Raw genomic sequence first — 14,324 nt, forward strand, 5'->3', positions numbered from 1 at the left:
ATCGCCGCCGCCGCTATGGTCTGCGTTGTAATTTGTTGTCAGCAATTTACAATTATGAGTTAGCTCTAGGGGATTAAATTTAAAACCTCTGATCATAACATATATCTTTTTTGCAAGAGGTCTATTAATTATGGATAATGCACCCATTCATCGTAAGACGGTCATTAGACTATTGGTTGAGGAGGCGGGTCATCAGATATTATTTTTGCCCAAATACTCTCCTGACTTAAATGATATTGAGCATGATTTTAGTGCATTAAAGAGAGCTAAAATGTATGCGTCTCCTGGCACATCTCTTGATGAAATTATTCGTGCTTATTGTGCAGTTTAGTGTCTCATACTTATTTGAAATGACTATACATCACAAAATATGAACAGTCAACAGTCAATAATTAATATTATGTCCCCTCGAATTACCATAATTAAGATTGGTTTGTAGTGAGGACTTCAGTCCTCTCCTCGGATTTGGATGCGGACTAAAGTCCTCACTACAAACCGTTTTTATGGCGGATAATTGACACGGCGCGGACTAAAGTCCTCACTACAAACCGTTTTTATGGCGGATAATTGACACGGCGCGGACTAAAGTCCTCACTACAAACCGTTTTTATGGTAATTGACAGGACATAATATCAATTATTATTTGAAAGGCTTGTTAGTAGGCTTAAAACCTTGTTTTTGAAAATAGGTTTTAAATACTTCGTGAGCAATTGGTGCGGCCGAGACAGCACCAAATCCTCCGCCTTCGACTATAACTGCGATCGCAACTTCCGGCTTGTCAGCGGGTGCAAAACCCACATACATCGAATTGTCAGGATGACCGGGCATTTCCACAGTCCCTGTCTTGCCAGCACTTAAAGGAATTGTACCGTCATTTAGACCGCGGCCTGTACCTTTTTTCACCACGTCAACCAATCCTTCTTTAATCACCTTTAAAGTAGAAGGTTTAATTCCTGTTGGGATTTTTTTCGTGAGGGGTGTATTGGTTTGAGATGCCAACAAGTGCGGCTGCACTCGCGAACCGCCGTTAGCAATTGTTGATACCATAACTGCTAATTCTAGGGGAGTACAAAGTACCAAGCCTTGACCGATCGACATTGTGACGGTATCGCCCACATACCAATCTTCCTTGTACATTTTCTGTTTCTCTGGCGGCGTCGGCACTTGACCGTGATTGGCTCCGTCTATCCCCAAAATATCTAAATTAATCGTCCCGCCAATGCCCATTTTATTCGCCCATTTCGCCATTTGTTCGGGGCCGGCAGCCATGCCTACTTGATAGAAAAACGTATTGCTGCTAAAGGCTAAAGCATCGCGAAAACCGATAACACCTTGACCGGCACCGTGTTCGTTGAAAGAAATACCACCGATCGTAATTGAAGAAGATGATACTAAAGTCGAGTCAGGAGCAAACTTGCCCGATTCCATCCCGGCGACAGAAGTTACAATTTTAAAAGTGCTGCCGACGGGATAGCCTTGAACTGCCCGATTTAAAAATGGTTTTTCTGGCCCTTGCAGTCGATCCCATTCTTTTTGAGTCACCTTGCGGGTGAAAATGTTGGGGTCAAATGTCGGCCAACTACCCATTGTTAACAGTGCTCCGGTCTTCACGTCGATCGCTACAACGGCACCCAGGCGATCGCCCAAAGCTTTTTCGGCAGTTTTTTGCATATCTAAATCTAAGGTTAGCTGCACGGGTTTGCCGGGAATAGGGTCTTTTATACCTAAGTCTTGGATTTCTTCCCCCTTAGCATTCACCTCAATTAAGCGGTTTCCCCAAACGCCTTCTAATGTAGAATTAACTAATTTTTCAACTCCCATCTGACCGACAATCATGCCCATCGGATATGTTGGATTAGCTTTTAATTGATCTAAACTAGCTTCCCCGACGTATCCCAAAACGTGAGCTGCTAATTGTTCGTTGGGATTGTCTCGGCTCGATTCGGAGCGAATTTCAACTCCTCGCAAAGTATTAGCTTGTTCTCCCAAAGCGACGAAAGTACCGATATCAATATTTTTACTGATTCGCACTGGTAGGGCTGATTTGTAGCCTGCTTCATCGATTTTTTTGATGATTTCGGTGGCGGGAAGTTTGACGATCGGGCTCAGTGTAGCCGCGACTTCTTGCCACTCTTGGGCCGATCGCTCTTTTGGCCACAAATACACCGATCGCGATACGCGGCTGGCTGCCAAAATTTTGCCGTTGCGATCTACAATTTGACCGCGATTGGCGGCCACTGAGACAGGGCGAATGCGGTTATTTTCCGCCCGCTGTCGGTTGTAGGCTCCCTGTACCAGTTGCAATTCGGCTAGACGAAAGATCGGCATCCCCACCATGGTAGTGACTATCAGCATAAAAATCATCACTTGGAGCGATCGACTGCGTTGCTGTCCGGGATTGTCCGAGGTATTTTTGTTTAATCGGACTTTAGAGTTAAAAGAAAAGTCGCTAGCCATATTAATTAATCTGCTCTTTTATTCAATTAACAGGCCGATCTAATTCTCATCCGGATTATTTCGCGGAAGATACAGCGATGATAACTTTTAGCTCTTTAGTGACCGACATAAATATGCCTATTGGCAGAGATATAAATCCGTAAAATCCCGTATAGCTTTTATTCTACTATTTTCTCCTTATTTTCCTTTTGCCATAAATAATTATTGGAAAGCCTTTGCATTTTAATGAGAAATTAAAAGAAGACCAATCCTCGGAATTCCAGGTAGATGTTGCTGTCAACTGATTAACGCTGTCAACTGTCAACTGTCAACTGATTAACGCTGTCAACTGTCAACTGATTAACGCTGTCAACTGTCAACTGATTAACGCTGTCAACTGTCAACTGTCAACTGTCAACTGATTAACGCTGTCAACTGTCAACTGTCAACTGTCAACTGTCAACTGTCAACTGAATGAACGACGCATAGGCTGTCACCTTAATATCAATTCCAGTAATATCTCCACCGACAACAACAGCCGTTGCTCCTAAATTCAATGCTTTTTTAGCCATGGAGGGCCCAGAGATTCCGCCTTCGCAGATAACGGGAATCTTGAGCTTTGCTACCATTTGCGCTAGCAAATCAAATCCGGGAGGCGAGAAACTTGCTGTTTGGGGTGTGTAGCCAAAAAGAGTAGTACCGACAGTATCTGCACCAGCTTCCGCAGCCGCGATCGCAGATTCTATAGTATCTACATCGGCCATGACTAATTTCCCTAATTCTTTGTGAATGCGATCGATTAACGTCTTTAAGTCTTCGCCAGCAGGGCGGTTTCGCAAAGTCGCGTCAATGGCGATAATATCCGCTCCTGCAAGTGCGATCGCCCGCGCGTCTTCAAACCGAGGAGTAATGTAAATCTCGCATCCCGGCAATTGCTGCTTCCAAATCCCAATTATAGGAGCCGATACGTGTTGTCGAACCGCTGCAACGTGGGCGGGGGTGTCAATCCGCACCCCGGATGCCCCTCGATTGATGGCGGTGCGGGCCATGGCTGCAATCACGATCGGATCGTGCAGCGGCGAATCAGCAGGTGCTTGACAAGAAACAATTAATCCTGTGGGAATTTGACAGTCAATCATGGGGAATGGGGAATGGGGAATTGGGAATTGGGGATTGGGAATGGGGAATTGGGAATCGGGCATGGGGCAAAGAGGGCATTGGGCAAAGAGGGCATCGGGCATTGGACTTTTTTGTAATTTATTCTCTGTGTCCTATTGAGTTCAAATAAGCGTTAAGTTTTGGTAGTAATTTATCGACAATTGGTTTAAATTTGCTTACTTCTTCGTTGGTGATAAGTTGTCTAGCATAGGCTAATCTTAACCAGTTTACGGTTTCGTATAAAGAGCCTCTGGCAATTTTTACAAAACGCCGATTATCTCGATCATCAATACTTCGGACAGTTTTTTAACGACTCTGTAAGCGTTACAGCGTAAGCCCTGGCATTTTTAATGTTTTTTTGAAACGAGCGGGCTAGACTCAAACATTGAAAAAATACTCATCCCTATAGCCATCAAGGGTTTGAGATACTCGATTAGATCTAAAAATGTCCGAAGTATTGGATCATTATAACGACCTCTTCCTTCAGCAATATTACCACAGACACTATCAGCAGACCGAACTATCTGTTTGCCCATCGTGTCTTTTGTGAAGTAATCCCATTTTTTAACAATCTCCCAAATCTGATTCGCCAAACTTTCCGCCAACTTATAAACCTCTAATTCCTCAAAATCAGGTCTTCCCATAATCACCACAAAAACTCAATTATATTACAATACCGTTTACTTAAGAACACCGTCGGGGTAAAACCCTATGAAAAATAGATACGGAGATTGCTTTCCTGCGGATCGCTTCGCTAACGTTCCTCGCAATGACTATATTAAGTAAACCGTATTGAATTATATTAAATACCCAATGCCCAATGCCCCATGCCCAATGCCCAATACCCCATGCCCATGCCCAATGCCCAATGCCCCATGCCCCATGCCCAATTATCCATTCCCAATTATCCATTAATCTCGGCCATCAAAGAAAGAATTTTGTCAAGTAATTGCTCGGGGTGAATCGGTTTTGCCAAACAATCGTTAGCTCCCGCCGTCACGAAAGATATCCGATCGGCAGAAATTTCTTTGGCGCTTAAAGCCAGAATTTTGAGATTTTTAGTCGCGGGTTTTTGGCGCAGTTGTTGAATTATTTCGCAGCCGTTCATCCCGGGCAAACGCATATCCACAATTACAGCATTGGGCTGCAAAAGTTCAATTTGTTCTACCGCAGCCGAGCCTTCAATCATCCACACTACTTGCATTCCTGCGGCTGTCAGGATATCGCAAATCAGCATGGCAGTTTCTTCATCTTCTTCGACCAGGACGAGGCTGCCTCGCAAGGAGGAAGAGTGCAGCGGTAAAGATGAATTCGATTTTTCATATTTGATTTTTGTGGATTCATCTTTGCTTTTAGTTTGGATGGGTATAAAAACTGTAAAAGTAGAGCCAACATCAACTGTAGAGTTGACTTCGATCGCGCCGCCGTGAAGTTCTACTAATTGTTTTGTCAATGCCAATCCCAAACCGGTGCCGCCGTATTCGCGGCGGTAGGGGGAATCTAACTGCTGGAATTTTTGAAACAAGAGCGATCGCTGATCTTCGGGAATTCCAATGCCGGTATCTTTGATTTGAAAAACAGCGGTGCTACCTGGGGGTGCAGTACCGGGCTGTCGCACTTCTGGCGTCCGAGTTTTATCTTCTGTCACCCACACTCGCAGGACGATTCGCCCGCCTTCGGGAGTAAATTTAATCGCATTTCCTAAAAGATTGAACAGAATTTGTCTCAGGCGGCGCGGGTCTGCGGTGAAGCGATCGCACTCTTGTTTGATCCGCTGTTCTTGCACGAGTTCCACGCCTTTAGCTATAGCTTTTTCTTTGAAGGCGTGCAGGCTCTGAGAAGCTAATTTAGAAATTGAAAATTCACTAATTTTTAATACTGCTTTTCCTGCTTCTACTTGCGATAAATCTAAAATATCGTTAATTAATTCTAATAAGTGGTCACCGCTGTCCCGGATAGTTTGCAGGTACTGTCGCTGTTTGGCAATTGGTACTTCTTTGGTGCCAACTTTGCCGTAAGACCACCGCAGCAGCGTGTCCGAAATGCCGATGACGCAGGTGAGGGGAGTCCGCAATTCGTGGCTCATAGCTGCCAAAAATTCGCTCTTGGCGAGGCTGGCAGACTGGGCGGCGGCGAGGGCATCGCGCAGTTCTTGGGTTCGCTCTATGACGCGCTGTTCTGAGGTGCACTTTTGCTGCTGGACTTCTGCATAAAGTTCGGCTTGGTAAATGGCGATCGCCAAATGTTCTGCTATTTGCCGCAAAAATGTTTTTTTGCTTTCCTCCCACTCGCACACAGTACACTGGTGGGCAATTAGCAGCCCCCACAATTGGTCTTGAACTACGATCGGCACTAGCAACTTCGCCCGCACCTTCGCCCGCCGCATCAAATCTAAAAAACAAGAGTGGGAAGAGTAAGTTATTTCCACATCTGTGACGCACAAAGTCAAACCTTTGCGATATTTCTCTCTGTCAATGACTCCATCGGGAAAGCACTGGGCGCCTTCACTAAAATCCAGTACAGACGAGATAGCATCGCTGGCTAAAGCTTCGTAGGTAACGCGACCTAAATACAAGTAAAAACCGGGATTTTCTGTGACTTCGCCAGAAACGGCCATAGGTATTTCTTTACCTAATTCGTCATGGTGGGGGGCTGGCACTTTTTCAAATTGATATATTAACAGGCGATCGACATCCAAAAACTCTCGCACTCTCGAAACTGCTTTTGACAAAATTACTGGTAATTCCAAACTCTGGCGGATTTGAGTTGTCACCTGATTCAAAAGTCGCTCTTGTTCTAGCTGCTGCTGCAAAGCATCTTCTACAGGCTGACAAAATGAAATGCAGGGACTGGCAATTTGTAAGTGATTGACGGCTTCGGCAATCTGGTGCTGTAGCGTTTCTGGATCGATGGTTGTGAGCGCGGAGTTTCCCTCTATTTCTGTTGGGACTTGTAGGGGCGGGCGATTGTTTTTGCTGGCATCGGTAGCGAGAAGATCCAGCAAATTTAGGGTGAATTCGCTTTGCAAAATTGCCGAGTTCGGCTGTATGTTGTTAATTGCTTGTTTGAGGGCACGAATGTCAATTTGTCTTGGCGGTGCGGGCGTTATTTCTGCGAGTTTGTCTGCGAGGGGAGAGAGGAAATTGGCGATCGCCCCTGGATCGAAAGTCAAATCCACATTTAATTGCGAAGTGAGATGTTTTTCACTGTGTTTGCGTCCGTTTGTTGCCAACTCATCTAATACCTCGCCCCGCAGCAGCGCGCTAAACCGATCTGATACCACTGCTGCAAACCTTTCTGACGAGTTTCCTTTCCCATTTTCAGGATTCGCGATCGCATCGTCGGCGAGCCAAATAGCCCCCGGGAGTTCAGCCATTTGCTGTAACAACTGGTAAGCAGCCTCAAAGGTTGCTAGCGGCAAAGTTCGATTTAAGGTTTTTGGTTTCAATCTAGGTATTTTCCCGGTTGTTTTAAAGGACAAAATATGAATGCCGCTGTTTTGGGGAGGGAACCAGGGGCGCAGCAGACGGGGCCGCTCCAAAAGACTTGAGATCAAAGAAGTCAGTCGATTTTAGATTTTAGATTTTAGATTTTAGATTTACTTGCAGCTAGGTGAATCACCGGAGCAGGAACTTCGAGCTAAGATTTTGGGCTGCTCGCAACTTAAGTCGCGCGCTTGTATCCGTTTTTCTGCGGTGTCGTGACTCAAATAACGTAGCCAGTTAAGGCTGAGGCTGGTCAACACAGCTTGCGAGATATTACTCTTACAAGCTCAGTTCTTTTAAGACTGGGTTGCTGACTACTTTAAACAATCTTAATCCAGTATAATATCAATATATAATTTGTTAACTTCTACTTAACACTATCCGGGTAAATGAGCAATCCAACTCAACTCACCCCCGATTTCACGATCGGACATCTGCCGTGTCACCACTTCCAAGTGACTGCTGCAACTCCAGGACAGGTAGTAGCTCAAAGATTCGAGCAAGAACCAGACCTGCCGGGAGTGATTATTACTCACGAATCACAGGTATTGGGCATGATTTCTCGCGTCAAATTTCGAGAGCAAATGAGTCTCCCAGATCGCGTAGAAATTTACGGGCAGCACCCGATTCGAGCCTTGTTAGATTTTATAAGAATACCGCCTTTGCTGATGGAGGAAAACTGGAAAGTTGAGGATGCCGTACAAGCCTCTCTCAACAGGCATAAAGATTTAATTTATGAACCAATTATTGTGGTAATGGACAATCATAGTTTCCGCCTTTTGGACGTTCGGACTCTGGTGATTGCCCAGTCTAAACTTTTAGCTCAAGCTAACAAGCTTATTCAAAAATACAGAGTAGAAAGACAGAAATATATGGGAATTATTCAACAAGAAAAGGCAAAATTTTATGAATGCCAGGAGTTGCTAAAATCCCAACACCTTCAAGCCCAAGTATTGCAGAATACTCCGAGTCGCGAGCAAGTGACACTGCTCAAACAAGCTGAAGAAATTTCTCAAATGAATCAGCGATTTGTGAGGATTGCGAAGTTAATTTCTTCAGAAGGCCGCCAAGCATTTCAAGCTACTTTTCAAGGTGCTAATTCTATTTGCAATAATACACAGAAAATTTTGGGTATTAGCAAAGCAATAGCTAATGATTTAGAAACGGTTAACCGCACTTCCCGAACCATCGGGGAGGCGATCGAACAAGTCAGGCATTTAGCAGTACAGGTGGCTGTAGTTACCAATCAAATGGGAAATCAGCCCAGCGGTCTGAGCAAGGTGAGTTTGGAAATTGGCAGACTGGCAAGTAAAACTTTTGAATTGGGGACTCAAATCGAGCAAATTGCCAGCCGATTTAAACTTCGGGTTCACGAACTCACGGAGGCAGCAAGAGCGGGTGCTAATGTAGCTAAATCGGTGACCATCAAGATCGATCGTGCGGAAATGGCTTTGTTAGAGTTGGAGGAATTAATAGCGGAAAAAGATTTCAATTCACCGACCGCCATTAAAGAAAATTTGGGAGTTCAAAAAAGTGTTGTTGCTCATTCTTTAGTTAAAGATTTAGAAGACGCTGAAGCTGAAATTTCTGAATGGGAAGATATAGTTAAGCAGCAAGATTCATCGCAATATCTGATTCAAAAAATTCAGCAGGCGCTGAAGTCGAAAAAACCCTAAAATTCTAGCGTTCATCTGATTTAACTTTTCGATATGTATAGCCTTTCTAGCTCTCATATGAGGTACGAATGGGCATAGGGCATGGGGCATCGGGCATGGGGCATCGGGCATGGGGCATCGGGCGAAGCGAAGCGGAGGGATGGGCCTCCGTGGCCTCCGTGGCCTCCGGGGGCATACTCACTACGCTTGAGAACCGCTATATAGGAGAAGGAGAAGGGAAAAGGAAGACGCCTTGAGTTATCGTCGTGATATCTGGAAAAAAGCTCGTGTTTCAAGAACTTCATAATCGTCGGGGCGGTTGGTCTGAAAAAATAAAAAGTAACAATTTTACAATTTGCACAATACTATTTGTTTGAAGGAGGCTAATACCAATAAATTAAGAGTTAGGCAACGCTATTTGCATCACAAGATTTTGATTTAAAATCACAAAAATTGGTCAAATAACAGGCAAGGCTTATGAAAATTTTGTTAGTGGAAGATGACACAATTACAATCAATTTGCTGACCAGAGCGCTGAATGCTCATAATTACAATGTGAATACGGCAGAAGACGGCGAAACAGCGTTGGAGTTGGCACAAGCCTACGATTACGACTTGATTGTTTTGGATGTGCTGATTCCTAAACTCGACGGTATTAGTTTGTGTCGGGAATTGCGATCGTCCGGCTGCCAAATGCCGATTTTATTGCTGACAGCGCTAGATAGCAGTAACGATCGAGTCCAAGGTTTAGAAGCGGGTGCAGACGATTATGTGGTCAAACCCTTTAATCTCCAAGAATTAATTGCTCGAATTCGGGCTTTGCTGCGCCGGGGTAAGGCAAGTTTGTCGAGTACAAGTTTGACTTGGGAAAAACTGCAAGTCAACCCGGACACTACGGAAGTAACTTATGGCGAAAAAGTTCTGCATTTGACTCCCAAAGAGTACAATCTGCTGGAACTTTTCCTGAGAAATCCCCGGCGCATTTTCAGCCGCAGTGCCATCCTCGATCGCATTTGGTCGGCCGGCGAATTTCCTCAGGAAGAGGCCGTTACCGCTCATATCAAGGGGCTGCGGCACAAGCTGAAAGCAGCCGGGATGACTGTAGATTTAGTGGAAACGGTGTATGGATTGGGCTACCGGCTCAAAAGTCTGCCGGAGGAGATTGAGAGTCCAAAAGTTGCCCGGGATACGGCAGAAACTGCTAAAAGTCAAGAAAATGTACCTGCTGAATCGATCGCGCACAGCCAGGAATTAAGCAACGATGAGCGCCGCCTCCAAGTCCTGAGTGTGGTTGCGGAAATTCGGGGCAAGTTAAAAGCTAATTTTATCGAAAAGGTGGTGATATTCGATCGCGCGATCGCCCAACTAAAAACCGGAACCTTGGACAACCAACTGCGGCGGGAAGCCCAGGAGCAAGCTCACAAATTAGTCGGTTCTTTGGGAACTTTAGGGCTGCCAAAAGGTTCGGAAGTTGCGCGCAAGCTCGAACAGTTGTTCAAGCCTGAAAACATCTTTAAACCGGAGACTGCTCAGCAGATTGAGGAATTTCTGCATTTGCTCAAACAGATATTCGATCGCCCGCCGGAACCTGAAAGCGAGCTGGTTACTGCGGTTTCCAAAAAGCGCCGCATTCTGATCGTTGATGATGATACTTTGCAGAGCGATCTGCTAAAAGCAGCAGCATCCGGTTCCGGCTTTGAGATAGAAGTTGCCACATCTGGGCAATCCGCAAGAAGCGCGATTTCTCAACGGCCTCCCGACGCGATTTTGCTGGATTTGACATTTTCCAGAATTCAGGAAAACGGACTTACTCTCCTAGCCGAACTCCGCACTGAAAAACCTGATATTCCAGTGATAATTTTTAGCGGGAACAATCAATTGAGCGATCGAATTGAAGTTGCTCGTTTGGGAGCTTCGGGCTTTTTACACAAATCTATCACCCCAGCAGATATACTCAAATCAGTCGCCCAGGTTCTCGATCAAACAGGCGCTGCTGAAGCCAAAGTTATGGTAGTAGACGATGATGTGCATCTATTGGCTGCGCTGAAAATGATTCTACAACCTTGGGGATTGCAAGTCACAACATTAGAGCGGCCCGAAAAGTTCTGGGAGGTACTCGAAACCACTTGTCCAGATTTGCTAATTTTAGATGTGGAGATGCCCGGTTATAGTGGTATCGAGCTGTGTTTGGCGGTACGGAACGATTTGCGCTGGAGCAAGCTTCCCGTGCTATTTTTGACTGCTCATTCTGAGTCGGAAATAGTGCGTCAAATGTTTGTCGCGGGTGCTGATGACTACGTGAATAAGCCGATCGTGGAACCGGAATTAATTGCTCGCATCCTGAATCGTTTGGAGCGGACTCAACTCCGACACAAACTTGCTCTGACACAGCGGTAAGTTGACAGTTGACAGTTGACAGTTGACAGTTGACAGTTGACAGCAAGAGGGCGACCTCTACCTGGAAGTCCGAGGATTGGAGTAATGAATAGTCTGATTTTAATTTCTCCCGGGGCTCCGGCTTTCAACCAATTATTTCTGGTAAGCAGGCCCAAATCAGCCGTCCTATTAGTGTCGATTCTCGGCGCAAATACATGACAAATCTCGCTTCTAGCTTAGTCTCTATCGCTCCACTCCCTGACTATCAGCTATGCTTTATAAGGGGGATGCGAGGGGGATCGCGCCTCGATTGTGAACGAGAGATATAAGGGTTTTTAAGCTTAAGTTTACACCAATGCCATTCCCCATTCCCCATTCCCCATTACTCATTTCTTTATCATGTGGACTGTTTTAAATAACCTCTTATTCATCGGGAATTACATTCCTCACGGTCACTGTTACCTTTGGCAGCGAGAGCTTGTGGCGCTCCACATCGTGTCAGACTCGATAATTGCCATGGCTTACTATTCAATACCGCTATCGCTAATTTATTTTATCGCTCAGCGAAAAGACTTACCATTTCGCAACATTTTTTGGCTGTTTGCCGCCTTTATAATCTCCTGTGGCACTACTCATTTCATGGAAGTTTGGACGCTTTGGCATCCTGTTTATTGGGTTTCCGGCTGTCTGAAAATTATTACCGCCGCGATTTCTGCTTACACGGCTTTTGCATTAATTCCTTTAGTTCCCCAAGCATTAACTCTCCTGAGTCCAACTCAATTAGGGATGATCGATCGCATACTGCAACAAGAAATCATCGAACGCCGAGAAACAGAAGCTCGCTATCAAACCTTAACTGAAGCTTCGCCGGTGGGAATATTTTATGCAGACGCTATAGGAGATTGCTTGTATGTCAACGAGCGCTGGTGTCAAATTTCGGGAATGGGCTGCGATGAAGCTTTGGGTAAAGGGTGGTTCCAAGGCATTCATCCAGACGACCGCCAGAGGGTTTTTGACCAATGGTACAGCGCCGCTGCCGAGAAATTGCCGTTTAAATCTGAGTACCGCTTTCAAGGCATCGATCGCACTAAAATCAGTTGGGTATTCGGTCAAGCTGTCGGTCAAGTTGGAGAAAATGGGAAGGTTAAAAGTTATGTTGCTACTATTACTGATATTACAGAACGCAAGCAGGTAGAAGAAGAAAATCGACTGCTCAATGAAACCCTGGAGCGTCGAGTAGTCGATCGCACTGCTCAAATTGAAATTTACAACCACAAACTGCAAAAAGAAATCGCCTACAGACAAAAAATTGCGTTCACTTTGTTAGAATTGACGCAACTGCAAAATGCAATTCTTAATAGCCCTAACTACACAATTATTTCTACCGAACCAGACGGTACTATTAAAACATTTAATCTGGCAGCCCAGAAACTTTTAGGATATTCCTCCGAAGAAGTGGTTGGAAAATTTACACCAGCAATCATTCACGATCCTGTGGAGGTCGGTAAAAGAGCAGAAATTATTTCTCAAGAATTGGGAGTAAACATAGAGCCGGGGTTTGAGGTTTTTGTCGCCGGGGCGCGTCGGGGAATAGCTGACGAAAATGAATGGAGTTACATTCGCAAAGATGGTTCGCGGTTTCCGGTACTGCTGTCTGTGACTGCCTTATTTGACGACAACGGAAATATTAACGGTTTTTTGGGTATCGGTCAGGATATTAGCGATCGCAAACAAGCTGAAAAAGATTTCCGCGACCTCACCATTGCCCTGCAAAATGCCGTGGAAGGCATTTCGCGACTGGACATTGAGGGACGCTACGTCAATGCTAACCGAGCTTACGCTCATACCTGCGGTTACGAACCCGAAGAAATGGTCGGTATGGAATGGATACTCACCGTACATCCTGATGATATTCAGATGCTAATCTCAGCTTATGAGGAGATGCTAATTTCTGGCAAAGTAGACGTGGAAGCTAGAGGAGTCCGGAAAAATGGAACGTTTTTTTACAAGCAAATAACTCTGGTAAAAGCTTGCGACGCCCAAGGGACATTTAACGGTCACCACTGTTTCATGAAAGATATCACCGATCGCAAACTAACTGAAACAGCCTTGCAGGAAAGCGAATTCAAGTACAGACAAATAGTTGAATTAGCAGAAGAAGGTATTTGGGTAATTGACAGCAATTCCCTCACGACTTACGTCAATCACGCAATGGCACGAATGCTTGGCTATAGTGAAGTAGAAATGTTAGGTAGACCGATTTTTGATTTCACGGACGAACCGGAAAGAACATCAAATCTCTATCCTGTGGATCGGCGCCAGCAAGCTATTGGTGAAAAACGTGAAGTACAACTAAAAACTAAGGAGGGTAAAGATGTTTGGACTTATATTTCTACCAGTCCAGTATTCGATAATCTGGGGAATATGCTGTCTTGTTGTGCGTTGGTTTACAACATTACAGACCGCAAAGAAGCAGAGCAGCAAATGCTGCAACTTACAGAAGATTTGAAGCGTTCTAACGAGGAACTAGAACAATTTGCTTATGTGGCTTCCCACGATTTGCAAGAACCGCTCCGAGCCGTTACCAGTTACACTCAATTGCTCGCCCAGCGCTATCAAGAAAATTTGGACGAGCGCGCCGATAAGTATATTAATTATATTGTTGACGGCGCGACCAGAATGCAACAATTGATTAATGATTTGTTGGCGTATTCGCGACTGGGAACGAGGGGTCAGGAGTTTGAGCCAGCCGACTGCAATGCTGCTGTCAACCAAAGTTTGTGCAATTTGCAAATTGCGATCGCCGAAACCAAAGCTGTCATCACCTGCGACCCCATGCCAACGGTGATGGCAGATGAATCTCAACTCGTGCAATTATTCCAAAATTTGATCGCCAACGGCATCAAATTTTGCCGCGAAGACATCCCGTTCATTCAGATCGCAGCCCAAAGGCAAGAGGGCGAATGGCTGTTCAGCGTCCGCGATCGCGGCATTGGCATCGATCCTGAGTATGCCGATCGCATTTTTATCATTTTTCAACGCCTGCACGGACGCCGCGAATATTCCGGTACTGGCATAGGCTTGGCGATGTGCAAGCGCATTGTGGAACGCCATGGCGGGCGGATCTGGGTGGAATCTCAGCAGGGAAAAGGAGCGACTTTTTACTTCACTATTCCTATAATTAATAGCTGAAGGGTCAAAGTTAAATTTTTTT

The 14,324-nt window shown here is 45.2% G+C and carries 9 protein-coding genes and 1 pseudogene; 4 read left to right on the top strand and 6 right to left on the bottom strand.

Features of this window, described 5'->3' with window-relative positions:
• Nucleotides 1-121: 121 nt before the first annotated feature.
• Nucleotides 122-331: pseudogene (locus QZ918_RS23540) on the top strand (transposase); the annotation flags it as partial.
• A gap of 308 nt (nt 332-639) precedes the next feature.
• Here the strand turns inward: QZ918_RS23540 and mrdA are convergent.
• The 5 genes from mrdA to QZ918_RS23565 form a co-directional block, all read right to left on the bottom strand.
• A complete protein-coding gene (gene mrdA / locus QZ918_RS23545; RefSeq protein ID WP_293338896.1) occupies nt 640-2,457 on the bottom strand; it encodes a penicillin-binding protein 2 in 1,818 nt (605 codons plus the stop codon).
• Nucleotides 2,458-2,888: 431 nt separating this feature from the next.
• Nucleotides 2,889-3,575 (bottom strand): N-acetylmannosamine-6-phosphate 2-epimerase, encoded by a 687-nt coding sequence (locus QZ918_RS23550; RefSeq protein ID WP_293338949.1) that lies wholly within the window; start codon nt 3,573-3,575, stop codon nt 2,889-2,891.
• A 118-nt stretch (nt 3,576-3,693) separates the two neighbouring features.
• Entirely contained in the window at nt 3,694-3,885 is a 192-nt protein-coding gene (locus QZ918_RS23555) for a four helix bundle protein (protein ID WP_367275427.1), read from the bottom strand.
• Nucleotides 3,886-3,941: 56 nt separating this feature from the next.
• Nucleotides 3,942-4,238 (bottom strand): four helix bundle protein, encoded by a 297-nt coding sequence (locus QZ918_RS23560; protein WP_293338952.1) that lies wholly within the window; start codon nt 4,236-4,238, stop codon nt 3,942-3,944.
• A 260-nt stretch (nt 4,239-4,498) separates the two neighbouring features.
• Complete coding sequence (locus tag QZ918_RS23565) at nt 4,499-7,042, bottom strand: ATP-binding protein (RefSeq protein ID WP_293338898.1); 2,544 nt, start codon at nt 7,040-7,042, stop codon at nt 4,499-4,501.
• Between the two features lie 426 nt (nt 7,043-7,468).
• On the opposite strand from QZ918_RS23565, the gene QZ918_RS23570 reads away from it, so the two are divergent.
• Both QZ918_RS23570 and QZ918_RS23575 read left to right on the top strand, forming a co-directional pair.
• The gene (locus tag QZ918_RS23570; RefSeq protein ID WP_293338900.1) at nt 7,469-8,755 is read left to right on the top strand and encodes a CBS domain-containing protein; all 1,287 of its coding nucleotides are present in this window, start codon (nt 7,469-7,471) and stop codon (nt 8,753-8,755) included.
• 456 nt (nt 8,756-9,211) lie between these two features.
• On the top strand, nt 9,212-11,131 hold the full coding sequence (locus QZ918_RS23575) for a response regulator (protein ID WP_293338903.1): 1,920 nt from the start codon (nt 9,212-9,214) through the stop codon (nt 11,129-11,131).
• Here the strand turns inward: QZ918_RS23575 and QZ918_RS23580 are convergent.
• A complete protein-coding gene (locus QZ918_RS23580; protein ID WP_293338905.1) occupies nt 11,095-11,259 on the bottom strand; it encodes a hypothetical protein in 165 nt (54 codons plus the stop codon). The genes QZ918_RS23575 and QZ918_RS23580 overlap by 37 nt on opposite strands.
• Before the next feature lie 250 nt (nt 11,260-11,509).
• Here QZ918_RS23580 and QZ918_RS23585 point away from each other — a divergent pair, with 250 nt between their 5' ends.
• The gene (locus QZ918_RS23585) at nt 11,510-14,302 is read left to right on the top strand and encodes a PAS domain-containing sensor histidine kinase (protein ID WP_293338908.1); all 2,793 of its coding nucleotides are present in this window, start codon (nt 11,510-11,512) and stop codon (nt 14,300-14,302) included.
• Nucleotides 14,303-14,324: the final 22 nt, after the last annotated feature.

This window comes from Microcoleus sp. CAWBG58, assembly GCF_020883045.1.
In the GTDB taxonomy this organism is placed as follows: Bacteria; Cyanobacteriota; Cyanobacteriia; order Cyanobacteriales; family Microcoleaceae; genus Microcoleus.